The 24,772-nt window shown below is 36.8% G+C and carries 21 protein-coding genes and 2 tRNA genes; 12 read left to right on the plus strand and 11 right to left on the minus strand.

The window, feature by feature from the left end; genetic code table 11:
• Positions 1 to 23: 23 nt before the first annotated feature.
• The 4 genes from HQN83_RS11575 to HQN83_RS11590 form a co-directional block, all read right to left on the minus strand.
• On the minus strand, positions 24 to 1,091 hold the full coding sequence (locus tag HQN83_RS11575) for an efflux RND transporter periplasmic adaptor subunit (protein ID WP_173090491.1): 1,068 nt from the start codon (positions 1,089 to 1,091) through the stop codon (positions 24 to 26).
• A 2-nt stretch (positions 1,092 to 1,093) separates the two neighbouring features.
• Entirely contained in the window at positions 1,094 to 2,437 is a 1,344-nt protein-coding gene (locus tag HQN83_RS11580) for a TolC family protein (protein WP_173090492.1), read from the minus strand.
• A gap of 21 nt (positions 2,438 to 2,458) precedes the next feature.
• Positions 2,459 to 3,064, minus strand: a complete 606-nt coding sequence (locus HQN83_RS11585; RefSeq protein WP_173090493.1) for a TetR/AcrR family transcriptional regulator — start codon at positions 3,062 to 3,064, stop codon at positions 2,459 to 2,461.
• Between the two features lie 195 nt (positions 3,065 to 3,259).
• Positions 3,260 to 3,919, minus strand: coding sequence for a TetR/AcrR family transcriptional regulator (locus HQN83_RS11590; RefSeq protein WP_317172504.1), 660 nt, complete (start codon positions 3,917 to 3,919; stop codon positions 3,260 to 3,262).
• Between the two features lie 130 nt (positions 3,920 to 4,049).
• Here HQN83_RS11590 and murB point away from each other — a divergent pair, with 130 nt between their 5' ends.
• The gene (gene murB, locus HQN83_RS11595; RefSeq protein ID WP_173090494.1) at positions 4,050 to 5,066 is read left to right on the plus strand and encodes a UDP-N-acetylmuramate dehydrogenase; all 1,017 of its coding nucleotides are present in this window, start codon (positions 4,050 to 4,052) and stop codon (positions 5,064 to 5,066) included.
• Between the two features lie 169 nt (positions 5,067 to 5,235).
• Positions 5,236 to 5,766, plus strand: coding sequence for an RNA polymerase sigma factor (locus HQN83_RS11600; protein WP_173090495.1), 531 nt, complete (start codon positions 5,236 to 5,238; stop codon positions 5,764 to 5,766).
• A gap of 57 nt (positions 5,767 to 5,823) precedes the next feature.
• Here HQN83_RS11600 and HQN83_RS11605 read toward each other — a convergent pair whose 3' ends face one another.
• The gene (locus tag HQN83_RS11605; RefSeq protein WP_173090496.1) at positions 5,824 to 6,354 is read right to left on the minus strand and encodes an SRPBCC family protein; all 531 of its coding nucleotides are present in this window, start codon (positions 6,352 to 6,354) and stop codon (positions 5,824 to 5,826) included.
• Between the two features lie 128 nt (positions 6,355 to 6,482).
• On the opposite strand from HQN83_RS11605, the gene HQN83_RS11610 reads away from it, so the two are divergent.
• Positions 6,483 to 7,160: a lycopene cyclase domain-containing protein gene (locus HQN83_RS11610; protein ID WP_173090497.1), complete on the plus strand. Its 678-nt coding sequence runs from the start codon at positions 6,483 to 6,485 to the stop codon at positions 7,158 to 7,160.
• On the plus strand, positions 7,160 to 7,408 hold the full coding sequence (locus HQN83_RS11615) for a cytochrome b5 domain-containing protein (protein WP_173090498.1): 249 nt from the start codon (positions 7,160 to 7,162) through the stop codon (positions 7,406 to 7,408). The genes HQN83_RS11610 and HQN83_RS11615 overlap by 1 nt, the downstream gene beginning before the upstream one ends.
• A gap of 142 nt (positions 7,409 to 7,550) precedes the next feature.
• Here the strand turns inward: HQN83_RS11615 and HQN83_RS11620 are convergent, their stop codons facing one another.
• Complete coding sequence (locus HQN83_RS11620) at positions 7,551 to 8,471, minus strand: PfkB family carbohydrate kinase (RefSeq protein WP_173090499.1); 921 nt, start codon at positions 8,469 to 8,471, stop codon at positions 7,551 to 7,553.
• 140 nt (positions 8,472 to 8,611) lie between these two features.
• Between HQN83_RS11620 and HQN83_RS11625 the strand changes: the two genes are divergently transcribed.
• Positions 8,612 to 8,685 (plus strand) — tRNA-Asn (locus HQN83_RS11625).
• Between the two features lie 82 nt (positions 8,686 to 8,767).
• Here HQN83_RS11625 and HQN83_RS11630 read toward each other — a convergent pair.
• Positions 8,768 to 8,998: a hypothetical protein gene (locus HQN83_RS11630; RefSeq protein ID WP_173090500.1), complete on the minus strand. Its 231-nt coding sequence runs from the start codon at positions 8,996 to 8,998 to the stop codon at positions 8,768 to 8,770.
• A 147-nt stretch (positions 8,999 to 9,145) separates the two neighbouring features.
• Between HQN83_RS11630 and HQN83_RS11635 the strand changes: the two genes are divergently transcribed.
• On the plus strand, positions 9,146 to 9,577 hold the full coding sequence (locus HQN83_RS11635) for a hypothetical protein (protein ID WP_173090501.1): 432 nt from the start codon (positions 9,146 to 9,148) through the stop codon (positions 9,575 to 9,577).
• 130 nt (positions 9,578 to 9,707) lie between these two features.
• Positions 9,708 to 9,781, plus strand: a tRNA-Asn gene (locus HQN83_RS11640).
• A gap of 277 nt (positions 9,782 to 10,058) precedes the next feature.
• On the opposite strand, the gene HQN83_RS11645 is transcribed toward HQN83_RS11640, so the two are convergent.
• Complete coding sequence (locus tag HQN83_RS11645; RefSeq protein WP_173090502.1) at positions 10,059 to 12,422, minus strand: outer membrane beta-barrel family protein; 2,364 nt, start codon at positions 12,420 to 12,422, stop codon at positions 10,059 to 10,061.
• Between the two features lie 369 nt (positions 12,423 to 12,791).
• On the opposite strand from HQN83_RS11645, the gene HQN83_RS11650 reads away from it, so the two are divergent.
• Complete coding sequence (locus HQN83_RS11650; protein WP_173090503.1) at positions 12,792 to 15,062, plus strand: M60 family metallopeptidase; 2,271 nt, start codon at positions 12,792 to 12,794, stop codon at positions 15,060 to 15,062.
• Between the two features lies 1 nt (position 15,063).
• Here HQN83_RS11650 and HQN83_RS11655 read toward each other — a convergent pair whose 3' ends face one another.
• Positions 15,064 to 17,889 carry a hypothetical protein gene (locus tag HQN83_RS11655; RefSeq protein WP_173090504.1) on the minus strand — a complete coding sequence of 942 codons (2,826 nt, stop codon included), beginning with the start codon at positions 17,887 to 17,889 and terminating at the stop codon, positions 15,064 to 15,066.
• Positions 17,890 to 18,297: 408 nt separating this feature from the next.
• On the opposite strand from HQN83_RS11655, the gene HQN83_RS11660 reads away from it, so the two are divergent.
• Complete coding sequence (locus HQN83_RS11660; protein ID WP_173090505.1) at positions 18,298 to 18,801, plus strand: GNAT family N-acetyltransferase; 504 nt, start codon at positions 18,298 to 18,300, stop codon at positions 18,799 to 18,801.
• A 114-nt stretch (positions 18,802 to 18,915) separates the two neighbouring features.
• Here the strand turns inward: HQN83_RS11660 and HQN83_RS11665 are convergent, their stop codons facing one another.
• A complete protein-coding gene (locus HQN83_RS11665) occupies positions 18,916 to 19,788 on the minus strand; it encodes an inositol oxygenase family protein (protein WP_173090506.1) in 873 nt (290 codons plus the stop codon).
• A gap of 42 nt (positions 19,789 to 19,830) precedes the next feature.
• Complete coding sequence (locus tag HQN83_RS11670) at positions 19,831 to 21,459, minus strand: sodium/sugar symporter (protein ID WP_173090507.1); 1,629 nt, start codon at positions 21,457 to 21,459, stop codon at positions 19,831 to 19,833.
• 208 nt (positions 21,460 to 21,667) lie between these two features.
• Between HQN83_RS11670 and HQN83_RS11675 the strand changes: the two genes are divergently transcribed.
• From HQN83_RS11675 to HQN83_RS11685, 3 genes are all read left to right on the plus strand, one after another.
• On the plus strand, positions 21,668 to 22,672 hold the full coding sequence (locus HQN83_RS11675; RefSeq protein WP_173090508.1) for a LacI family DNA-binding transcriptional regulator: 1,005 nt from the start codon (positions 21,668 to 21,670) through the stop codon (positions 22,670 to 22,672).
• A 111-nt stretch (positions 22,673 to 22,783) separates the two neighbouring features.
• Positions 22,784 to 23,338, plus strand: a complete 555-nt coding sequence (locus HQN83_RS11680) for an RNA polymerase sigma factor (protein WP_173090509.1) — start codon at positions 22,784 to 22,786, stop codon at positions 23,336 to 23,338.
• Positions 23,339 to 23,589: 251 nt separating this feature from the next.
• Entirely contained in the window at positions 23,590 to 24,660 is a 1,071-nt protein-coding gene (locus HQN83_RS11685; protein ID WP_173090510.1) for a FecR family protein, read from the plus strand.
• The last annotated feature ends 112 nt before the right edge of the window (positions 24,661 to 24,772 follow it).

Consider the following 24,772-nt stretch of genomic DNA (forward strand, 5'->3'; position numbering starts at 1 on the left):
ATCATTCACTGCCAGAAACTAACTTATTTTACGATACTAACAGGAGTGCCATCTGTTAAGTTAATCTGTCCGCTTGTAATTACAGTTTCTCCTTCGTTTAATCCTTCAAGAATTTCAACAGAATCACCTAAAATACGGCCAGCAACTACTTTACGAATTTTAGACGTGTTATTTGCTTTATCTAATATAAATATCTGGTTGCTGCTTACACTTCCAACAAAAGCGGTACGTGGAATCAAGATACTAGGTGCTTGCTTAGGGAAGTTAAATACTGCAGTTCCGTACATGCCAGCTTTTAAGCTTTTTGCGGTATTGTTATCAACTTCAATGTCAACCGGGAAGTTTAACGTTGGATCTGCCTTTGCTGCAATGAAGGTAACTTTACCATTGAATTTTTCTGTTGGAAAAACAGAAGACTTGATATCAATTTTATCACCTAATTTTAGGTTTGCAACTTGCGATTCATTAACGTTTACTCTTAGTTTTAATTTCGAAACATCAACAATTTCAAATAAATCAGTTCCCTGTGTGTTTACAAATGCACCAACTTCAATTAGTTTTTTATTGATGATACCATTAATTGGAGATTTAATATTTGCATCACTTACTTTACGTTGTGAAGCCTGAAGACGTAATTTTGCATTTTGAGTTGTTAATTTAGCCTGATCCAATTGCTGTTGGGTTACACCACCAGTTTGAAAAGAACTTTGGTATCTGGCCTCATCACGTAATGCATTTTGATAGTTTGCTTCTGCAGTCTCTTTGTCAGTATTGATGATTTCAGCATCAACGCGAGCTAAAACTTGTCCAGTACTTACGCGATCACCTTCATCTACAAAAATTTTGCTTATCCTTCCAGCGTTTTCTGATTTAAGGATCAATTCCTGTTTAGGAACAAAGTTTCCATTGGCAACAAAATCCAAATCAACAACTTTCTTTTCTACAGTTGCAATTCGAACAGCGACAGCACCGCCGCCTTCAGCAATGAAAGCAGTTTTTGCCTCGTTTTTCTTTTTATTGTTGCTTAAAACATAAGCGATTGCGCCTAGGGCAACAACGATTGCGACAATTATAATAATTACTCTTTTCATTTCTATTTTGCTAGCGATTTAATATTTCCGTTCGATTTGATTAATTGTATTTCGGCTATTTTGTAATTTAATAAAGCCTGTATATAGCTGTTTTGAGCTTCTGTAAGTGAGTTTTCTGTATCCAGTAAATCAGTTAAGTTAGCTAAGCCATTGTTGTAATTGTTTTGCGTGCTTTTGTAAATCTCATTTGCCAGTTCTGCATTTTTCTTTTGTGCATTAATGGTGCTTATATTATCGCGCAACTGAAGTTTAGCATTCTCGTAAGCAAGGTTTAATGAATTGGTTGATTCTTTTCTGTCCTCTTTTGCTTTTTTAATATCTACATCAGCCTGACGCACTTTGGAACGAGTTGAGAAACCATTAAAAATTGGTATTTTTAAGGTTAAGCCAATAGCAGATGCATCAAAACCAATTGCTTTTCTATTTGTGGTCAGGAAATCGAAGTTATTAGCCTGACTAGAATAGGTATAGTTTCCTGTTAAAGATAAGTTGGGATAATATTCTGCTACATAAGCTTTACGTTGTAGCGATAAAAGTTTGTCCTTAATGTCCAAAAGTTTAATTTCTGTTCTATTGTCAAAATTAAGTGAATCTGAAAGTGCAGGTAACTGCGTTACTTCTGTAAGTTCAGTTCTAGGTAAGGTAATGTTGGTGCTTACCGGCATACCCATTGAATATTTTAACATATTTTCCAATTGGGTAATGGCATTTAAAATTTGGGAGCGTTGTGTTTCCAAATTGGTAAGGTTAACTTTAATACGATCAACATCAATCTTTTTAGCCAACCCATTTTTGTACTGATTAGAAATGATTGTTTCAATAACCTTTACATTTTTAATGTTAGTATCGATTACATTCATCTGTTGTCTGTTTACCAACACCTGATAATAATTGCCGGCAACAACCTCTATTAGTTGCTCTTCCGTATATTGTGCGGTAAGGCTATAATACTCTTCACTAGATCTTGCAGCTTGTAAGCCTGTAAAAACTTGCTGGTTGAATAGTTGTTGAGAAAGTTGAACTCCAGCAGATGAGTTCCATTTTTGGCCAAATTTAAGGGTCTGTAGTTGTCCTCCAAAATCAACAACCTGTTGCCCGATAATAGGGTTGTAAGTTAAACCGGCAGTACCTGTAATTTGTGGTAAAGCCTGAGCCCTGATTTCCTCGGTTTTAAATTTACCTCCGTCTATATCAAGCTTTGCTCTGCGCATATTTGCGCTATTTTCAATGGCGTAATTTAGCGCGTCTTTTAAGCTTAGCGTTTGCTGTGCGCTAACCGTATTTGATAATATCAAGCCCAGCAATAAGAGCGGTATTGTTTTTATCTGTTTAATAATTGTGTTCATATGATATAATTAGTAGTCTGTTTATTTTAATCCTTTAAGGAATATGTTAGAGAGGCTTAATTGTTTCTCTAGCATAATCTTCAGTTCTTTTTTACTTGGAAATAGCTCTTTGTTGCCATGTAAAATACAGAGAGAGGTTATTCCTGCTAAGCTCTCAAGGTATAATTCTGCTATTTTATTCGCATCAGCCTGTGCCAGTTCGCCTTTCTCCATCGCTGTCCTAAAAATGTCTGCATGGAAATTTTCATTCTTCAATTTCATTTTCATGAAATGTTCCCTTAGTTCATCAGAATTTAATGAAGAATCAGGACTGCCTCCTGATAAATGAAGCATGTAGTATTTTTGAAAGAAACGATGTTTAATCTCTGTAAATCCAGTTAGACGCTCTTGAATAGGCATATCGATTGACATATCTTTTCCGATAGCTTCAAAATAATCTGAGAATATCTTGTCGATAACTCCGAATACCAGGCTGTTCTTGTCCGGGAAATAATAGTATAAGGAAGGTTTTGACACTGACAGATCATCAGCAATCTCATTCATCGTGGTCTTATTAATCCCATAGTGAATAAAACGTTTAATAGCTCCCTCAATTATAGCGTCCCTTTTTTTATCAATCTCTACCATTTTACTTTTTTACTTTTTGACTTTTTTGTTTCAACAGTCAAAAATACTGCCATATTTTTACTTGAAGAATTTTAGTGTTAAAATCCTTTTAAACTGACAAATTGATGACAAAAAGCGATGTAGGAGAGAAGAATGTTGTGTCTGACAGACTCTTACGTGTCTGCTATTTGTGACGCAAGGACATGCTCTTAAGGGTTACTTAGCCCTTAAACCTGACAGGAATATCTCCGCAAGAGTTTTCTCTTTTATGAAAATTTGTTTGAATTGCTCTTTTCCAGGAAACATAATTTTGTCTCTGCTGAGAATATTGAAGTGGATGCCTGACAGTGCATCAATGAATATATCTGTAGCTAATTTGGGGTCTTCGATAACCAGTTCGCCGCTTGCAATTCCTCTATTGAAAAGGGAGCCGATGATAATTGCTTCGAAGGTTCTTGCTCTTTGGAACTTTTCATAAAGTCCTTCTGGTAATTCAGTACTGATTACCTGATTCGATTCGAATAAATTGTAGTATTTCTGAATATAGCCCTGGCGCTTTTGAAGTAATTTGAGTACTCCTTCAGTTGCAGTTGTGGTTTTGTCAATTGACTTAACCAGATCTCTGCTCATTATTTGCATCAGATGCTCGATGGCGCTTACATACAGGCTTAGTTTATCAGGAAAATAGTAATAAAGAAGTGCTTTTGAAAAGGAAATATCTTTGGCGATTTCTGTCATTGTGGTCTTTGATAATCCATAATGAGCAAACCGTTTTAATGCAGCTTCAATGATTAAAACTCTTTTCTTGTCCTGATTTTCCATACAAATATTACTGTTCTCCCTTACTGTTCTTGAAGTTACCCTAATTCCCTGCACATGTATTATGTTAGTGCAGAGGCAAAATTTCATGAAAAATAGTCAAAATTTTTAAATATTGATTTTAACATGTTTATTACAGGGCTTATCAATTACATTTGTAGCGCTTAATTAATTTGTTGAAACCTCTATGTTGGACGTGCAAAAGAATAAATCATTAAAACCTTACAATACATTTAGTATCGATGTAGATGCAGACTATTTTGTTGAAATTCTGTCGGAACAAGATCTTAAAGACGTGCTAGGCTCTGATCTTATTAAACAGCAGAATTTATTGGTTTTAGGGGGAGGAAGTAATGTTTTATTTACAAAGGACTTCGTCGGGTTGGTAGTTAAAGTTAGTATCCCCGGGATTTCTAATGTTGTAGAAGGAGATGAGGTTATAGTAACAGCAGGGGCGGGGGTAATTTGGAATGACCTTGTAAAGTATTGTGTTCAAAATGGTTTTGCGGGTATTGAGAATCTTAGTCTTATTCCTGGAACGGTTGGTGCATCGCCGATACAAAACATAGGAGCTTATGGAGTAGAGCTAAAAGATGTTTTTAAATCTTGTACTGCATACGAAATAGCTACATCCGAAAAAAGGGTATTCAATTTTGAGGATTGCCATTTTGGATATAGGGATAGTGTTTTTAAGAATGAACTTAAGGGGCAATACATCATTACCTCGGTGAGTTTTAAGTTAAGTACGTCAGCTAAAATTAATACCCAGTATGGTGCGATACAAGATGAGCTAAAGAATAAGGGTATTGATGCGCCGACTATTGAAGATGTTTCTAATGTTGTTTCTGAAATCAGGGTTGCTAAACTGCCGGATCCTTCAACAATTGGGAATGCCGGGAGCTTTTTTAAGAATCCAGTTATCACAAAAGATGAGTTCGAAACGGTAAAATTAGCGCATCCAAATGTGGTTAATTATCCAGCCCCGGATAATAAAATTAAACTTGCAGCAGGTTGGTTAATAGAACAATGCGGATTTAAAGGGGTGGTTGCGGGGCATACCGGAACATGGAAGAATCAGGCCTTGGTTTTGGTGAATCATGGAGGTGCAACTGGTGCCGAAGTGTATAGTTTTTCAGAACAGATTATAAATGATGTGGATGCCAAGTTTGGCGTTAAATTAGAAAGAGAAGTAAATATTCTGTGACATCGATCTCTTCGATACCGTAGGCATCGAAAAATAACTTCATAACATTGGAGTCCATTTTTTGGTACACAAGTTGTATATGTTTTTGAGTGTAATATTAAACAAACTAGTGAGCGCCACTCATAAAACTGTGTTTGTTTGCTTTTTTAACCTCAAAACTTAAAACATTATGACAAAAAATGAATTCAACCTCAAATTAAACGACCACTCGGTTTCTTTACAGTCATTCGCTTTAAATTTTACAAAAGACATTGAAGATGCAAACGACTTAGTACAGGATACTATGTTGAAGGCTGTAACCTATTACAGTAAGTTTAAAGAAGGAACAAATCTTAAAGGATGGTTGTTTACCATAATGAAAAATACCTTCATTAATAATTACCGCCGCTTAGTAAAAACAAATGCATTAATTACTAAATCGGATGATATATCTTCTGCAAATCTTCATTATAGTGCATCAAAAAATACAAGCGATAGTAAGTTTGTTATAGGTGATATTAATAAGGCTTTGGCTACTTTGCAACCAGAGTATCATGTTCCGTTTGTTAAGTATTTTGAGGGTTATAAATACCATGAAATTGCTGAAATGCTTGATATTCCAATTGGAACAGTTAAAACAAGGATACACGTTGCGCGTCAGATACTAAAGAAATATTTAAAAACATACTCTAAGGATGTTCTGGGAGCGGAGATCGTTTAAAAGAACTACCTCATAAAAAGGCGCCTATATATGGCGCCTTTTTTATGGAGTTTTAATTTACTTTTCTATAAAAGCTTTTAAGTTTGCTAATCCCTTTTCATAATCTTTTCCAATCATGGAATCATAAGCTAACGACATCCATCTCGAGAAAATGGAAGTATTTTCACCTCTAAAGTCCCATGTTACTTTAGTGCCCCCATTAGCTGTTGACTCAAAATAAAATGATGTAGTTGCAATACTTTCAAAAGGCTCAATGAATTCCAGTTTTTCATCGATTTGTTTATTTGGGTTAAGCTTTTCAATGGTGATACTTCCTGTTCCAACTTCTTTTCCTATCCAGCTAAATTTAGAACCAACAGAAACGCCATCTCCGGTTACGGTGTGTTTGGCTGCTTTGTCCATTTGCATCCACGGATTCCATAAGCCGAAATCATTAAAGTTTAATGTTTTTTGGTAGGTAATGCTGTCAGGTTTGTTAATTTCAATAGATCGGCTTACGCTATAGGTTTTAGGTAAAAAGAATCCAATGATAAAGAAGAGGGCGATTATTACTACGATAATACCCGCTAATACTTTAAGTACTTTCATTTTTATTTGTTTTGGTTACTTAAAATTAACTTAAAAAGTTTTACCTCACAAGCAAAATATATAGATGGGAGATAAGGTTGTTTAACTCGGTCAAAATCATATTTTTGAGGCTGAATTTATACCTGTACATGAATTACTATTATTTATTGATCAATTTGGCGCTACTTGTTTTATCATTTACCTTGGCGTTGGATAAAAAAGCTCACCCAATTAGGAGCTGGAAACTAATGGTTCGGGCTGTATTGGTTTCGGGAGTGCTTTTTTCGATCATGGCATTTATTCTTAATCAATTTAAGGCTTCGGTATTCAATCGTGAGTACACTATAAGGGTCAACATTCTTCAACTACCAGTTGAAGAAATTCTGTTTCATTTTTTGTTAGCCTTTGCTGGATTAAATGTTTATGTGGTTTTGAATGAGCGGTTCCCGAAAAATAGCCTGGAGAAATTTAGCCTCTCTGTAAGTAACTTGCTATTAGGCGTGCTTGTTGCAATGTTGTTTTTTACGCATACCAAAGTATATAGCATTGTTGTTTTTTCTGTTCTGTTTTTAATGCTCTTTTATGTTGAGTATGTGAATAAGCTGAGGTTCACGTATAAGTTTTATAGAGCTTATGCAGTAATGCTTATCCCTTTTTGTTTGTTGTATGCGTTGATTTGTGGCCTGCCAATTCTAACCTATCCGGTAGGGGAGACTATTAATTTGAAATTAGGTGTAATTCCGTTTGAGGGTTTCTTTTACCTTATGGGTATTCTGCTTTTAAGCGTTTACTTGTTTGAATTAGCTAAAAGTAAAAGCAAGTCATAATGGAACTGCCAATTTATACAAAACAACAGCTTGCATTACGCAATGGCCAGGATAAGCCACAAATATGGGTTGCTTTTAAAGGCGTTATCTATGATGTGACAGATAGTCGATTATGGAGGAATGGAAAGCATTATGAGCACTGGGCTGGTCAGGATTTGACGGATGAGTTGCCCGATGCGCCTCATACAGAAACTGTATTTGAGAAATTTACAGCAATAGGGAAATTAATAGGGGATCCAAAAAGGTAAGGTCGTCATTCTGAATTTATTTCAGAATCGCGCAACTGTTATTCAAAGTCTGCTTAAACGAGATTCTGAAATAAATTCAGAATGACGAAGAGCATAATCAAATAATAATTAACCTTTTTGGATACCCCATTAAGCTAGATTTTTATGCCTCTATGGAGAATGAACTTAAGTCCACAAATTCCTGAACACGTGCAGAAACTTCTTCTGCTGTTAGATTAATGATTTTTTCTGTTCCAAATTTCTCAACGCAGAAAGATGCCAGGGCAGAACCAAAGATGATCGCATTTTTCATGTTATTGAAATTTACTGTTCCTACTTTAGCCATGTAACCAATAAATCCACCGGCAAATGTATCTCCCGCTCCGGTTGGATCAAATACTTCAGCTAATGGCAATGCCGGAGCTGAGAAAATCTTATCCTCATGAAACAATAGCGCACCATGTTCGCCTTTTTTAATGATCAGATACTTAGGTCCCATTGCTAAAATTTTCTTAGAAGCTTTAACCAACGAGTATTCACCTGAAAGTTGACGAGCTTCTTCGTCATTGATGGTAAGTACATCAACCATTTTAAGTGTTTCCAAAAGATCTGGCATCATAATGTCCATCCAGAAGTTCATTGTATCTAAAACAATTAGCTTAGGTCTGTTTTTAAGGCGCTTGATGACAGTTTGCTGAACGATTGGAGTAAGGTTGCCTAACATTAGGTATTCGCAGTCCTGATAGCTCTCAGGGATAATAGGATCGAAATTCTCTAGTACATTAAGCTCAGTAACCAAAGTATCGCGACTGTTCATGTCGTTATGATATTTTCCAGACCAAAAGAAAGACTTTTCGCCCTCTTTTATTTGTAGCCCTTCCGTATCAATCCCGTGTTCGGTAAACGTATTTATGTCCTCTTTATGGAAGTCGTCGCCCACAACACCAACAATTTTTACCTTATTGTAGAAGTAAGAAGCTGCTAAACTTGCATAAGTTGCGGCACCACCTACTATTTTATCTGTCTTTCCGAAGGGAGTTTCGATCGCGTCAAAAGCTACAGTACCTATGATTATCAGGCTCATATGAAATAATTGATTTTTTTTAAAATTTTTTCTCTGCAAATATTGCATAAATAAATTAAAACCCCTAATATTGCATTCCCAAAACGAACAAGATATTATGTTCCTAGGAACACATCAGAAGCGTTTTTGGAAGACCAGACTCCTTCTTAGCTCAGCTGGTTAGAGCATCTGACTGTTAATCAGAGGGTCGCTGGTTCGAGCCCAGCAGAGGGAGCAGATTACAAAAAGCCTTTCAGTGAAAACTGGAAGGCTTTTTGATTTTCAGGAAAATTGGAATTTTAGGGCTGACGGAATTCCTAAATGTTGTTCACTTCAAATCCACCATAAGTTAGCATTTCGGCGTTGTGAGATACGATAAGGCTCAGTTCAAGTCTTTCAATGATGTCCTTAGCTTGTCTGATGTTGCGATGCATATCGTTAATGCCTCTTATTTCGATGCCTTTGGTCATTACTTTAAATTTGTTGGGTTCGAATTTGTCGATGAACACTTGCAGATCGGGTGTGATTTTGATTGCTTTGTTTTCCATATAAGATGTCTTGTTCTTGTTGATGCAAAGCAAAGCAACTGATTTTAAGTCTCTGGTGTAACTGTGTTATCTTTTGGTTATCCTTAATGCAAGCGGCAGGAGCCGGAAGTTTAGTATATTCACAGCTGACTATCTAATTTTACAATATTGAAAAACACCATATTTATACTTGCTTTTATCGCCTTATTTTTTGGAGTATCTAACCCCGCTTCTGGTCAAATAGATTCGGGTGTCCGGGTTGTTTCCGGAAAAGTAGCAAGTTTTGTACTTTTCGAATCCCAAATCTCATTTGGTTTATCTCTTGATGGGGAACTGATGGGTTTTGATGCTGCTTGCTCAGGAGAGATATTTTACGATTTGAGTGATCGGATTACAAAAATAGGGGACAACAGTGTTTTGTATGATTTGGACGGTCGAATTGTAAAAATCGGGTCGGTATCGGTTGATTATGATTTAGAGGGGCGGGTTCGAAGAATAGGAGTGAGGAATATTAGCTATAATTTGAACAATAAAGTGAGGTCTATTGGGTCGATTAATATCTCTTATGATCTGAATGACAGGATTAACAGGTTCTCCTGAAAAAAAATATCTCAAATTATACCTTGTAATATTGTATGATATAATTAAAATCCCTAATATTGCAGTCCCAAAACGAATAAGGCATTGTGTTCTTAGGAATACAACCAAGTGCGTTTTGGAAAGACCAGACTCCTTCTTAGCTCAGCTGGTTAGAGCATCTGACTGTTAATCAGAGGGTCGCTGGTTCGAGCCCAGCAGAGGGAGCAAGTTTAAAAGCCCATTTTCTATACGGAAATGGGCTTTTTTATGTATGTGGAAGCATTCCTGCCCAAATTCAGCTGTTTATCAACTTATCGCTTTAAACCAACTCAACAGCAATTTCTGCTGAGTTCGATATAAAAAGCGTCACAAATACTTCACAGACATTTTCGCTTCGTAGGTCTTCCGGTTAATCCATTAACCCAATTTAACCCACATCAACATGGCGACAGTTGAGGCAAAATGTACAAATTGATATTTGCCCTATTTTTAAATCAAGTTACTATTGAGCTCTTCTCTTCTCATCAAAAGATATGTCCTTGTTGTTTCCGGAAACCTTTGATCTTCCGAATAAGTAGGTAACACCAAGACCGAAGGTTTTATAATGATAGTCCGTTTTTTCCGTCCGCACAAATTCGCTAAAACGTGTCTCATACTTGTTTATCGTACCCAGAAAGTAAGATGGGTTGATAATCAGATTATTGTTAAGCAACTTTAATCTGGCTCCCACCCTGAAATCACGTACACTGTATGTGTATGTATTTCCACTTGTTGAAGGAAGACTTTGGCTGTAGTTCAGATATAAATTTAACAGTTTAGTTGCCTTGAAATTATTATTAAAACTAAACGATGCAGAGGTGCCATTTTCGATGCTAATAGCTTCTATTTTGGATTTTGAGGATGAATAAAAAAAAGAGGCTGAGCTGCTATTTTCCCACCAATTAAAAAATGCCCTGTTAATGGAAACATAGGCTCCTACGTTATCCCGTGTTAAAAAGTTTCCTACACTTGAAACCACTAATGGGCCCTCAATTGTTGTAAGTAATGAATTTGCATCACTTGCATGTTGTGTAAATACAGTAAAAGAAAACATGCTTTTATATAGGTAATTAAGCTCGAAATTGTTACTGTATGAAGGTAAGAGCAGTGGGTTTCCTGTAAAATAAGTATAAATGTTTGTATAGTAAGCAAAAGGATTTAAGGAACTGAGGCCCGGTCGGTTGATCCGCCTCGAATAATTTAAAGAAAAAACATTGCTTTCGTTGGCTTTGTAAACGATATAGGCAGTAGGGAATAGGGCACCATAATTACGCTTATTACGCTGGTTTAAAGTAGGCGAATAGCCATCCGTCATCGTGTACTCATAACGCAATCCTGCCTTGGCCGTCCATTTTTTTGAAAGTTCAGATGCCATACTGAAATAGGAGGCCAGGTTTTTTTCGGTATAGTTGAATTCGTTGCTACGCATTTTGTCCAACAAGAAATTTTCGTTGACATAATTATAGTATTCTACATCGGCATTGTTATTAAAATTGGCGAACTTAACACCTGTTTCTATTTTTGCCCATTTATAAGGTAATGTTAAATCTGATTGAATAGACCAGATGTTGTATTTTGAGGAGTTATTATTGCGAACTGCAGCATGGGTACTTTCAGATTCAGAAACAAAATTATTTCTTACTTCAGGCCTGTTCGTGAAAAAATTAACAGAACTACTTAACTTCTTTCCGGCCGAATCAATCTTTAAATCGTGGTATATATTTAATGTCTGTGCAAATAATGGCCTAAATATTTCACCTTTAGTATTCAAAACCGAGTCGACAGTATTGCTCGCACCATAGCTATAACTATTAACAAAGGCATTCTTCTCTTTGCTCTGTGAAATATTATAAATAAACCCGATGTTATTGAGCTTGTTTAACTCATAATCTATACTTAAACCGGCCTGTAAACCCGGTGTAATTGATGTACGCTCTTCGTTACTAAGGATTTGACTAGAGTTTCCAATCATATTGAGAAAATTGTTCAGTATATTGTGATAACGTGATTGGCCAAATGTAAAAGAGCTGTTAATTTTTTTTGAGCGAAAAAAAAGAGCCAGATTGTTGTTGTAAGAGGCGTAGATGGCCTGCCGATATGCCGAACTTAATGACCCGCGCCAGCCCAAAGATTCGTTTTTCTTTAAAACAATGTTAATCAGGCCGGCATTTCCCTGTGCCTCATATTTTGCTGGCGGATTGGTAATGATCTCGATTTTTTCCACACTTTCCGATCTGAGTGTTTTCAGATAATTAGTCAGGTCTGTTCCACTTAAATAGACTATTTTCTCATTTACCATAACCCCCATGCCGCCTTTGCCCTCCATAGAAACGCCATTGTCGGATACCTTTAAAAATGGCGCCACCTGCAAAGCCTCAAATAGGGAAGAACCATTTGCCATTATAGTATTGTTCAAGTTGAATATCCATCGATCAACCTTTCGTTCAAGAACAGGACGTTTACTTTCAATGGCCACTTCCTTGAGCTCTTTTAATTGCTTGTTGAGAATGACATCAGTTAATTTAACAGAAGAGCCATTAAATCTAATATTGTTTAACAACTGACTGCTGTAGCCCATGCATGAAACTTTAACGGTAAATAGGCCATTATTTAAATTAGTGATCTCGAAATAGCCTTCTCTGTTACTTGCCTCATATCTTACCACGGTTGAGTCTGCAGCATTTAAAACCGTTATAGTAGCACTTTCAATTCCCTTGCCCCCGGTTTCTATTACCCTGCCAGAAACAGCCTGTGCAGAACTTTGATAAATTAAACTTAAAAGCAAAAGAAAACTTAATGTGCTGACTTTGTAAAAGAATAAATTCATATAAATTTTTTATTGGTTTCTATAGAAGACACAACCAATAAAAAAAAGTTGCACCAAATTCATTCATATTAGCTTTAGAAGCCGGTTCCGAATACGGAGGTGATAAGCACTGCGGAGACAGAAAAGCATTAAGTGCATTTCTTACTGTAGCAAAACCGGATGATGATCCACAGCATCCAAGTATCAATCTTATTTTCAATCAGCAGGATGAAACAACTAATGCCGTTAAAGGCTTTAGGAGGAAATTTGATGAATGGAAGAAAAAAGGAGCACACTTATAGTGAATAGTTAAAAAGTGTTAATAGGAGGCTGTGTTTTAGTCTTTCTAGTTTATTTTGGTTTCCTTTAGAGGATTAACCTCTATCTCAAATGACCAAAAGAAAGCTAATACTCTCACATTTATTTTTATTTGCTTTGTTGACTTCAGCTTTTGGCCAGTCGCAATCCATCAGATCTGAACTTTTTAAAAATACCGAAATTATCTCACTACCTAAAGATGAACAGACCTCAACTTTCTTTACAATAGGTTTGCAACCAGAGATTATAGGTGCAATAAAGGTTCCTGTAGAGGTTGATATGAGGGGAATTGGAATGATCTACTCTGTTTTAGATCAAGGTAAATTGATACTGATTGGATCTGACGCCTATTTCAAAACAAATCTTTTAGAGGATGCAAGCGTTCAACAGCTGTTTAAAAATGCAATAAACATAGCTGGTGGGAATAAATCAAAACCTGTAATTGCAGTTACAAAGAATGCAGATAAGGCACTTCTCGATTTCTTAAACAAACAACGTGCTTCTGTTTACACGATAAAGGATTTTAACTTCAAAAAGAAAACAAACCTTCTTTTTTTGACTGAAGATGTTACCGATTCTCTCCAGTTGAAGAATATTGAACAGTTCATAAAAAAGGGCGGTACGCTGGTTTTTGGTTCGCCTTATCAACAGATAAATAAGAACAAAGTAGAAGGAGCCCCGGCCGCTTTCTTAAATATTAATAAGCTGTTCGCAAGAGCGGGTGTCATCAATGCTAACTTTATGGTGACTAGTACTCCTGAAAATAAGGTAATCATTACCGATAGTATTCCTGATTATCTGCATATAAATACAATGCTTCCCCGATTACTAGGTGTAAAGACGAGGCTTGATCAGTATGTCGATTATTTTTTAACGACACCAAATATTGAACTGATTTTCAAGTATAATGAAGATGGTTCTCCCGTGTTAAACAAAATCAAGCAGTTCTTCAAAATTCCTGATACACTTCCTGTTGCTACCCTTGAAAGTCCGGTAATAACAGATACGGAAGAAAAGAAGTATGCGATGAAAATGGCTTACTGGTTTTATAATAAACGACAGGATTTTGCAAAACACCCTGATGCAAAGTTTCTCGGGTTCGAGTCTTTTCCAGGCAAAGTTGCTGATGGTGCGGTAAGAGTAAGTCAAGAAGTTTCAATTCCGGTAATGGTAGGTACCCAAGGTCTTTCAGACGTAGCTTCAGTATATTATCGTCCGCACAGCACCGGATTATATGTTGCTGCCGGTGAAAAGGTCAAAATAACCATTCCAAAAAGCTATTTATCTGAACATTTGGAAGCACAAATAGGCTTGCATGATGATGATGTAACTGGGCTCGATGAGCTTACACGTATAGGTGTCGACCTTACTAAAAAGTTTGTCTTAGATAAAGAAACTACAGAAATTTACTCACCTTTTGGTGGTTTGTTGTTGATTAATGTTGGTGATACAACTAAGCTGAGACTGATTAAAGTTCAGGTTGAAGGAGCGGTAAAAGCGCCATACTTTAAACTGGGCGAAACTACTGAAGAGGAATGGAATGCTACAACTAAAAACAACCCTGCACCATGGGCGGAATTAGCCACAAATAACATTGTATTAACTGTCCCATCTTATCGCATCAGGAATTTAAATAACCCGGTTAAGCTAATGAAATTTTGGGACGAGGTAATGGATGCCGATGCTGATCTTGCCATCATCTCAAAGAAAAGGGTGCATCAGGAAAGGATAATCGTAGATCGGCAGGTTGCTTATGGGTATATGTTTACTATGTATAACAAGATTGTAGTGCCTGATGACCAAAGCACAGAATGGATGCTTGATGCCGATTTTATTCGGAGTCACGGATCATGGGGTGCATTTCATGAATTGGGGCATCGTCACCAGTTTTGGGGGCTCGACTATCCCGGTACCGGTGAAGTAACTGTAAATCTTTTTACAATGTATGTTTACGATAAAGTACTAAAAAAAGGCTTGTACAATCATGATGATCTTCCGGATTTAGCTGCGGTAACGAAAAGAGTAAAGAAGTATCTGGCAAATGATCCAAGCTATGCGAAGTGGTCTGAAGACCCCTTTTTAGCACTATGTATGTATATTCAAATTATAGATCACTTCGGTTGGGATGCAATTATTGGAGCCAATACAATTTATCGGAATTTGCCAAAGGATCAGTACCCAAAAACAGATCAGGATAAGATAGATTTGTGGTTTGAAACGATTTGTAAAACGACTAATAGTGACTTAACGCGTTTCTTCGATGTCTGGAAATTACCAGTATCTGAGAAAGCTAAAGAGCAAGCCAAAAAGTATAAATCATGGTTTCCAAAAGAACTAGAGTAACCTAAGGAGCGATAGTAGATTGTGGAGAATCATTACGTTTTTTAACTATAATCTGCTTCCTATTAGTGCCCAAGTGCCCTTGCAAATCGGTTCCTTCTATAACCACCGTGTAAGTCCCAGGATTATCAGCAGCATAAAATTTAATCGTCGCTTTGCCATCCTTATCGGTGATGATATTTGGTGCCCAATATATTGTTGAGCGGATGTCGGACATATCAGCCACGCTACCAGCAGTGTATTTTGGACTATAAAATTCATTTGGAAGAATAAACGGCATTGGCTTGTACAGATAAGTGCCAATACTTTTTCTCATGAAAGGTCCTTTTCCTCCACGTGTAGTTACTTCAACAAATGCATGATCCCATGGTACATCAACTATCGGATTGAGGTAGGTACTTGTATAACTCATTTGATATTTACCAGTCACCATCACTTCAATTCCCTTAATCTCTTCAGCATCATAATACGCAAAAATATCTTTGAGGTATTGGTAGCGCGGTGTTTCAGGTGAAATGAAAAATTCAGTATTTACACCATCTATAACCAGATGAAGTAACATGGTATATACTCTGTAATGCATTTTTCCCATTTTGTCTATCTTTACACCAAATCCCTTTACGTTTTTTTCCAGAAGTTCGCCGAGTGTAGTTCTGCCTGCTTTTTTTAGTTGTTCTTCATCAATAATGACATCTGCGCCACCCGGGCCATTTAAATTTTTAGAGTCTTTAATGACCTTTTTGGCGTTTATGATTACCTCTTTAAGCATATTACCTCCAGTAACCCGCAATTGTTCTTTTTTTAAAGCCACCTGATTATTTACAGTTTGATAAGTGCCAGTATCAATATTTACAAACCACGGTATGATACGATCAGTGACTGGTGAGAAAACAGGGGGCTTAAACTCTTCTACCTCAATACCCACATTAAAGCTTTTCCCTTTCTTGTTTTTAGCACTAATAAAGAAAGAAGGGGTGTCAATAGGAGTAATTCCTCTGAAAATAAAATTCCCTTTATTATCGGTAAGCGTATCTAACACCAATAAAGGTTTTTTTGAGAATAGCGTAATTGCTGACTTTGCAACCGGTTTGTTGAAGGCGTTGAGAACTTTTCCTTTTATTAAAAACTCTTCCTCATTGGGGTAAACAAAAGGTTTAGCAGGCTTAAAGGCCTGAGTCCAGTCGTAACCTGCCCAACCCTGCGCCAATAGCAAGTTGTTAAGGTGTTGCCATTTTTCGGGATGAGTTACGGCATCATTATAATATCCCGGACTTTCTACTTTTCCTTTTAAGTCTGAGGTTAGTAGCATATAGCTTACAATTGAACGGTCAGCAATGCTATCTATTGTAACTTGTCCATTATCTGTTACTGCGAGTGAAAATGTACCTTGCAATGGCTTCCCGGCGCTATCACTCACTTTAACATTTAAAGAAATACTATCTCTTTGTTGGTACAGGCTTTTATCTGAATCTAATTTAATATTCAGATTATCACCACGATCGTTATAAAACAAACGTTCATTTAATCCCATTTTGCTCTCATTCATTAAAATGAGGCGAACTATGCCACTCGGGAAAATCTGTTTGTCTAAAATAAACTTAAGGGGAGCTTTATTAAACTTAACTAATCCACCCCAGCAAACCGTATTCCTAGCCATGCCAATTAGGTAATAGGTGTTGTTGCTTGCAAGTATATCTGCAGTAGGGGTAAGCGTTACCTCACATGTATCATTTTTAAAACGATTGATAACATTTAATGTGATGCCCGTGCTTTCAACAGATGGGAGGGAGTAGGTTTGATATTTCCCATCGGCCAATTGTATTTTGGCAGTATAAGTTTCTAAGTCTTCAGGTTCGAAACTAAATGCACCTATCCCTACATGACTAGTTGTAAAAGTGGTGATTTCCTGTTGCTTACTATTGTAGATTTTACCAGATACCGTTGCTCCATAGCCATCTTCTTTTAATGCCTTAAAAACGACATTAGCTCGCTGACCTGCTACTAGCTTTCCGCCTTCGGGCATAAACTGTAAATCAATTTTTTCAGGTCGGTTAAGGATAATCGGAATCATTAATTTCCGACTACCTTGACTTTTACGCAGATCCTGTATGCCTAGCGTAATGTTTTTTGCATCCGCCTTCTCCGGTAGGTCAAAAGTTAGCTTTAAAACACCATCCAAACTTGTTTCAACTTTGTCTTTAAACCATGTTCTTTTACCATCCATTATGCTCACCTGCATTTCTCGTAAGCCAATTGGGGCTTTGTCAAACTGATTGATCTTTAAACCCATGTCAATTTTGTCTTTGCCGGAATCTTTTATTAAGTGAGTATTGTAATTGATCAGCCACTCTGAGCCTGCATTATTGCCGATATAAAAATGTTTTTTAAACAAGTAGCTCTCTCCGAAATTTCTCATCCAGTTGGTGTATCCTGTTAAAGTATATCCACCTTGCATCATCTCTTTTTCTAGTGGTATACTGCCATAAGCTACTCCCATCATTACAGGAACCATAATTCGTTGAATTAGTCTGTTGCTGTCGTTTGAAAGTTCCAAATAAAGTACGCCACTTTTAGTTGAATAGTTAAGAAAGGATGCATTCAGTAAATAAGCTTTAAACCGAAGGGTGTCTCCGGCCAGATATGTTGGCTTATCGGTTTGTAGATATAGTTTTTCGGCTGAAAGGGTATCGTTTTGCGAATTAAGTTGGACAATAATCTCATTTAGATTTTGTTTAGGGGTAGCCTGAGAAAAACCTGATGTAATATTTAAAAGATTAAGGAGAACACAAATAAGAATACTTGTTACAAGGTGAGCAGCCTGAGTTTTCATAGTTTGAGAGTTCAGATAATATGGGTTGATCTATTGTAAATATACTGATAGTCAAACTTTTTAAAAAGAGGTGGTGCTAGTTTAGTTTGATCGGGGAAATCTGACTGATCTGGATGGCATTCGTGGCTAGAGTCAGTCCACAGTCAGTCCACAGTGAGTCCACGTCTAGTCCACGTTTTACTAGAAAAAAGGTGGACTAGACGTGGACTCATGCTGCGATGATTGTGGTGTCACTCAAAACTCAGATTTAGCTCAGACGCAGACTAGATTTAGCTCAGACATTTAGATGAGGCGGTTAAATAAGTGTTAGAATACCCTTGTTAGTTTTTATTTGAACGCTTAGTGTTTTTATAGTCGAAATACTATTTGTTTGGTTTTTAAACAAATTTTAAAGACCTTGTTTAAGCAATGATAACATTTGAGCAATTTGATGAAAACGATTTTAATAGACTGATTAATTGGGTCAATACTGAAGAAATGCTGGTTCAGTTTGGTGGACCATTATTCTCTTTTCCATTAACAATTGAACAACTGAAAGAATATAGAAACGATAAAAATCGGCATTTGTTTAAAGTCATCGAATCAGGTGGGAATGCCATTGGACATGCCGAGCTTTTTCAATCAGATGATGAAAAAACGGTTAGAATTTGTAGGGTTCTTATTGGCGATAAAACAAAGCGGGGGCAAGGGATAGGACAGCAAATAATAAACGAGCTTTTGAATATTTCGTTCATTAAACTTGATAAAGAAAACGTAGAGCTAAATGTTTACGATTGGAATACCAGTGCTATAAAATGCTACGAAAAAGTTGGATTTGCTGTAAATCCTAATAAAACATTTGAATCAGAAGTGAATGGAAATGTTTGGAAAGCAATTAACATGACCATTGACAAAGGTAACTGGATGTCTTAAGATATGAGAATTAAAAGTAGGCCAAAACTCTAGTTTACATGTGCTTATATCATAAGGGTATCCAAGTAGTAATTAAACTTTTTTGGATACCCTCATTAAATATTATGAATTAAATTAAAGCTTAACTGTTGCCGGTAGATATTTAGCAATCAGATCTTCGTAATATGGTTTTAATTCTGACACAACCGGTGGTTTAGGGCTTTTTGAATACAGATCGTAAGGATTAAACTTATCTACCCATTTAAACATCTCGTGGTCATGAGCGTTTAGCAAATGATCGTAAGCATGTTCGCGGTGTTGCGAGTAAAACGAGTGGTAGCGAATCATGTATAGAGCTTCTTCGGGCAAGTGATCTTTAGTGATATGGTAAAGGTACTCATCGTGACCCCACGACATATGAATATTATCTAATCCGCATTGATGCGTATACACACCATATTTTGTGTTGTAGCGCTCATCAGTACTATCGGGATTATCCGAAAAGAAATCAGGATACACGATCTTATCCGAGAACTTACATCCTACAGGAAATGAATCGCCAACAACATTCCATTGAGGCTCGCCAAATAGGCATAACACCTTGCCAAGGTCATGTATAAAGCCAGTTAGTACAAACCAATCCGGATGACCATCGGCACGGATAGCCTCAGCGGTTTGCAATAAATGTTGTAGCTGATCTAATGATGTGTCAGGATCTGAATCATCAATTAATGTGTTCAGGTATTCCATTGCTGCCCACCACGGCATTTCTTTTTTATCAAACTGTAAAAAGTTAGCCTTTTTTGCAAGTACATTACCATAGGTTTGGTACTTGTGGTTCAAGCGATAGAACTCTCGTACTGAATCGTTTTCGGGACTATCATAGTTTCTGAATTCTTCCTTCTTTTTTTCAGGTACGCCGGGTTCCGGGTATCTTTTTAGTACATCGTCCTCCCACACATCGAGGCTAGACAATGGAGATAGTTCCTCTTTTCTTGACTCTTTCATAATGCTTATTTTTTATAGTTAATAATTTATTCTATTTATTTTTTACCAAAATACCGTGTATAAAGCAGTAAGTATGCCCATAATAAGAATAGAGCCTATGGCAAAACTAGTGCTGACCTTAAACATAGAGGTGTCCACTTCAATTGCATTTTCATTAGCAATTTTTTGAGGCCTGCTCAAACTGATCACAATCATCAGGATCACAATGACTACAAAGTCAATAGCCATTCTGTCGAGGAAAGGATAATCGGGGAAGGCACCATTTGTCCAAACAGGCAGAAACTTTAACACAGTTGAAAGTGGAATTGTAATCAGGGCTCCCGTCATAGCTGCCGCAGTTGTGGTGCGTTTCCAATAAAAGCCCAGCAAGAATATAGCCAGTACTCCTGGTGAAATAAAGCCTACATATTCCTGGATAAATTGGTAAGCCTGATCAAGTGATTTTAAGGATGGTGTTACAATCGCAGCAGCCAGCATAGAAATCACAACCGCCCATCGGCCAACATTCACCATCTTTTTATCAGACGCTGTTTTGTTGAAGTATTTTTTATAAATGTCAAGCGAAAAAATTGTAGATATACTGTTTGCTTTACCTGCCAATGAAGCAACAATGGCCGCTGTAAGGGCAGCAAATGCCACGCCTTTTAAACCTGCCGGCAATAAATTCATTAAGGTTGGATAAGCATGATCGGGTTTCAATACACCTCCATCTGACATTTCCGTAATAAATAAACCTTTATTGTGAAGCACATACATCACAATTCCCGGAAGGACGGCGATTATCGGTACAAGTAATTTTAAAAACGCTGCGAATAAAATACCCTTACGTGCCGTATTTAAATCAGCGCCTAATGCACGCTGTACGATGTACTGGTTGCAGCCCCAGTATGCCAAATTGTTGATCAGCATGCCGCCAATTAATACAGACAACCCCGGCAGTTCCTTATAGTATTTATTAGACGAATCAAATATCATGTGAAAATGATCTGGTGCTTCCTTTCTTAAGATAGATAGACCCTTAAAGATATCCTCGCCAAATCCATATTCTCTGGAAAGTAAAGAAAGGGCAAGATATGTGGTAATTAAACCGCCAAAGATCAGGACCAGTACCTGGATCACGTCGGTATAACCAATAACTTTCATTCCTCCTAAAGTGACCACCATTGAAAAGATGCTGAGTCCCACGATGCTCCATTCGAAGCTGATGGGTGATATAGAGGAGATGGCTAATGCACCCAGGTAAATGATAGAAGTAAGATTCACAAAAACATACACCAATAACCAGAATACAGCCATAATTGTACTTACTTGATCGTTATACCGCTTTGATAAGAACTGCGGCATGGTAAATATCTTGTTCTTAAGATATACCGGGATGATAAAAATGGCCACAATGATCAATGTTGCGGCTGCCATCCACTCGTAAGAAGCAATAGCAAGTCCCAGTGCAAAGCCGGAGCCAGACATCCCAATGAAATGCTCTGCAGAAATATTTGAGGCAATAAGCGATGCTCCGATAGCCCACCAGGTGAGCGAACCCTCTGCCAGGAAAAAATCCTTCGCACTATTGGAGGTGGTTTTTTTCTTATGATAAATGTAATAGCCATAGCCGGCTATCGCAATAAAATAAATAAAGAAAACTACATAATCGGCTATGTCAAGGTGATTCATATTTGGTTTGCGCTAAATCAGTTTCCCTCATATAAATGAGTTAAATTAATTATGTTACATTTGGTTAAAGGCAAAACCTCGGGGTGGTCTTACTTATTAAAAGTGTATATAAAAATATTAATTCTGAGTTTAAGCGGCCATTTTATTTACGAATACGTTTAAGTGAATAGCCGCCTTTTGCTAAATCATCATCCAAATTGCTGTTTATATGAAGGAAACCGTAACTGTAAAAACGCTAGCCAAAGAGTTAAATATATCTATTGCCACTGTTTCAAAAGCATTAAATGACAGTTATGAGATTAGTTTAGAAACCAAGCAAAAGGTTTGGGATCTGGCTAAGAAATTAAAGTACCAGCGTAATCCTTCGGCGAGTAATCTTCGCAGTCATAAAACAAAAACCATAGCTGTTATTATTCCGGAGATTGCCAATAACTTCTTTTCATTGGCTATAAATGGTATTGAAGAAATTGCCAGGAAACGTGATTATCATGTGCTGATCTATCAAACGCATGAAAACAGCGAAATAGAAATTGCTTTTACTGATAGCTTGCTGAGTGGTAGGGTAGATGGGATTTTGATATCGGTATCGAGCAACACAAATAATAACGACCATTTTAAAGAGCTTGTTAAAAAGATACCCGTTGTTTTCTTCGATAGGGTTTTTGAAGATATAGATGCGGTTAAAATAACTACCGATGATTATGACAGTGCTTACAATGCTACTCGCCATTTGATAGAAGGTGGCTGTAAAAAAATTGCCTATTTATTTGCGCTTAATAATCTGGTAACAGGTAAAAATAGGTTTGCCGGCTATAAAAAAGCTTTAGAAGAGTATGGCATGGTTTATACTGATGCAATGGTGGTTAACTACGATAAAGACATTAGCAAGAATTATGAAAATATAAAGGCAATGGTGTCTTCTGAGAAACCTGATGCTATAATTTCTTCAATTGAAGATTTGGCATTGCCATGTTATTATGTTGCCCGAGAGTTAAACTTAAATATTCCGAGAGATTTAAAAATAATAAGCTTTTCTAACCTCAATACTGCTCCGCTTTTAAATCCATCGTTAACTACAATAGAACAGCCCGCTTTTGAAATTGGAAAAGAGGCTGCTGATATTTTGTTCAAAATATTAGATAAAAAGTATTTTGAGCCAAACGGAAATCACATCCTAAAATCGAGCTTGATTAAGCGGGAATCGACGTCTTGAGGGTAGTTTGTACGTTTTTGCTTATCGCATTGATTAAGAAGAATAAATAAGATTACATCGCGTAAATATTCCATGGATTTTCTTAACATTGTCTTAATCTAAATTAACCAAATGGAGAATAAGCTCTTGCATCATTTATTATGGGAACGTATCCGTGGAGGTGATAATGGGGCATTTTTTGATCTCTATAAAGCTCTCTATTATGATCTCGTTAATTTTGGTATCCGTGTTTGCGGAGATGCTGAAACATCAGGTGAGGCAACTGATCAGGTATTCATTACCATTTGGGAAAAACATGAACAACTAAACAGAGTTGATAATGTGCCGGCTTATCTACGTACATTTTTAAAACGTAAGATTTTACGATTGCTGGAGCGTAAGCGTAAAATTAATGACGCTTTGCAAAACGCAGGTGCCGAAGGGGAGTGGATGGAGATGTCGTACGAGGAGTTTATTGTAAAAGTTCAAACTGATGAACTGGTAAGGTATAAACTGAAAACTGCATTAGAGAAATTAACCTTCAGACAAAAACAATTGATTCATTTAAAGTTCTTTGATGGATTGAGCTATGAGCAAATAGCTGAGCAAACTCAACAAACTATAAAAACTGCGTATAATACGGTTTATGATGCGCTTAAGATTTTGCGTAAGGAGTTGAAAGATTAACGCTTTGCTAAGGCGGTCGTTTATCCTGAATTTATTTTGCTTCGCAGCTTCTTCGCGGTCAGGATCTCACACCTGCTATGCTACTTTTCTCTTGAGGGGTCCTGAAATAAATTCAGGATGACGAGAATGCAATCAAAATGACTAGGATACAATCAAAAAAGCAATATTATTCGTGTAAAATAAAAAAAAAGTAAAATTTCCTTAGGAAAAACATAAGTTTTTTGGCACTGGTATTATAAAAGCCAAATATTATGATTGATCGTAGTCTTTTCAATGTTGAAGACTTTCTAGTAGATAATACCTTCCAGCTATATTGTGCAGGTACCGATAAACTTTGCATCAGCTACTGGGAAAACTATATTAAAGCACATCCTGAGCAGGAGGCCGTAATTGCAGAAGCTAAACGCTTGTATGTGATACTAAGTGGAAATAAAAAACCACTAAATAAACAGGTAGATCTCTTGAAAAATAATATTGAACCTCAGCAAGAGGCCAGTATTATCCCTATCCGCAAAAATTATCTGTGGCTAAAAATTGCAGCTGCAATTCTGGTTATTGTCGGCATTGCAGTTATCTATAAAAATAATCCTAAAGAAGCTATCCCAAACGCTAGCTTAATCACTCATTTTAGTACAAAAGGTGGCGAGAAGAAAAAAATCACTTTGCCTGATGGTTCTGTGGTTTTGCTTAATGCAAAAAGTGTATTAACTGTGGATAAGCATTTCAATGATAAAAACAGAGAGGTTAATTTGGTAGGAGAGGCATTTTTTGATGTTACCCACAATAAGAATAAGCCTTTTAAAGTACATACTGAGGATTTCGATATCAATGTACTTGGTACTTCATTTAATGTGAAAATATATCCGGGAGAGGCAACTTCCGAAACAGTGCTGATTAAAGGCTTAATTGTAATGGAAGGCAAGGGCACCAAAGGGAGCTCTATAACTTTGAGGCCAAGTCAGAAAGTTACTTTTTATAAAAAGATTGAAGAGTTGCCTGATAAAATCAAATCGCAGAAAGCTACTGTAGTACATCCGCAAATCGCAATTAATCAATATACTAAAGTTAACGATAGCACAATCATGGAGATGGCCTGGACTGAAAACAGACTGGAAATTTTAGATCAATCTTTTGCTGAAGTTAAGGGTGATTTAGAGAGATGGTTTAATGTAGAGATTGTATTTAAGGATCACGAAGTTGAAAAGTATCACTTTACAGCAACATTTAGGCAAGAAAATATAGAGCAGGCATTAATCGCATTACAAAAAGCAGAACATTTTAAATATGAAATAAAAGGGAATCAAATTACCATATCTAAATAAATTAGAAAGGGACGGTGTTGACGCACCGCCCCAATAATTTTTTTGATATAAGCAAATGGCAGTTTTATGCGCAAACAGATTGCTGCCAAATACTAAAGCAACCAAAAAAACA

It is taken from the genome of Pedobacter foliorum, from assembly GCF_013266735.1.
In the GTDB taxonomy this organism is placed as follows: domain Bacteria; phylum Bacteroidota; class Bacteroidia; order Sphingobacteriales; family Sphingobacteriaceae; genus Pedobacter; species Pedobacter foliorum.

What these genes read in the sequence shown, in the direction of transcription:
- HQN83_RS11680 (WP_173090509.1), top strand. Translation starts at nt 22,784, where the DNA reads ATGGAGAATAAGCTCTTGCATCATTTATTATGGGAACGTATCCGTGGA.
- HQN83_RS11665 (WP_173090506.1), bottom strand. Translation starts at nt 19,788, where the DNA reads ATGAAAGAGTCAAGAAAAGAGGAACTATCTCCATTGTCTAGCCTCGAT.
- HQN83_RS11575 (WP_173090491.1), bottom strand. Translation starts at nt 1,091, where the DNA reads ATGAAAAGAGTAATTATTATAATTGTCGCAATCGTTGTTGCCCTAGGC.
- HQN83_RS11630 (WP_173090500.1), bottom strand. Translation starts at nt 8,998, where the DNA reads ATGGAAAACAAAGCAATCAAAATCACACCCGATCTGCAAGTGTTCATC.
- HQN83_RS11660 (WP_173090505.1), top strand. Translation starts at nt 18,298, where the DNA reads ATGATAACATTTGAGCAATTTGATGAAAACGATTTTAATAGACTGATT.
- HQN83_RS11610 (WP_173090497.1), top strand. Translation starts at nt 6,483, where the DNA reads ATGAATTACTATTATTTATTGATCAATTTGGCGCTACTTGTTTTATCA.
- HQN83_RS11645 (WP_173090502.1), bottom strand. Translation starts at nt 12,422, where the DNA reads ATGAATTTATTCTTTTACAAAGTCAGCACATTAAGTTTTCTTTTGCTT.
- HQN83_RS11605 (WP_173090496.1), bottom strand. Translation starts at nt 6,354, where the DNA reads ATGAAAGTACTTAAAGTATTAGCGGGTATTATCGTAGTAATAATCGCC.
- HQN83_RS11650 (WP_173090503.1), top strand. Translation starts at nt 12,792, where the DNA reads ATGACCAAAAGAAAGCTAATACTCTCACATTTATTTTTATTTGCTTTG.
- HQN83_RS11580 (WP_173090492.1), bottom strand. Translation starts at nt 2,437, where the DNA reads ATGAACACAATTATTAAACAGATAAAAACAATACCGCTCTTATTGCTG.
- HQN83_RS11655 (WP_173090504.1), bottom strand. Translation starts at nt 17,889, where the DNA reads ATGAAAACTCAGGCTGCTCACCTTGTAACAAGTATTCTTATTTGTGTT.
- HQN83_RS11670 (WP_173090507.1), bottom strand. Translation starts at nt 21,459, where the DNA reads ATGAATCACCTTGACATAGCCGATTATGTAGTTTTCTTTATTTATTTT.
- HQN83_RS11615 (WP_173090498.1), top strand. Translation starts at nt 7,160, where the DNA reads ATGGAACTGCCAATTTATACAAAACAACAGCTTGCATTACGCAATGGC.
- murB (WP_173090494.1), top strand. Translation starts at nt 4,050, where the DNA reads ATGTTGGACGTGCAAAAGAATAAATCATTAAAACCTTACAATACATTT.
- HQN83_RS11685 (WP_173090510.1), top strand. Translation starts at nt 23,590, where the DNA reads ATGATTGATCGTAGTCTTTTCAATGTTGAAGACTTTCTAGTAGATAAT.
- HQN83_RS11675 (WP_173090508.1), top strand. Translation starts at nt 21,668, where the DNA reads ATGAAGGAAACCGTAACTGTAAAAACGCTAGCCAAAGAGTTAAATATA.
- HQN83_RS11620 (WP_173090499.1), bottom strand. Translation starts at nt 8,471, where the DNA reads ATGAGCCTGATAATCATAGGTACTGTAGCTTTTGACGCGATCGAAACT.
- HQN83_RS11600 (WP_173090495.1), top strand. Translation starts at nt 5,236, where the DNA reads ATGACAAAAAATGAATTCAACCTCAAATTAAACGACCACTCGGTTTCT.
- HQN83_RS11585 (WP_173090493.1), bottom strand. Translation starts at nt 3,064, where the DNA reads ATGGTAGAGATTGATAAAAAAAGGGACGCTATAATTGAGGGAGCTATT.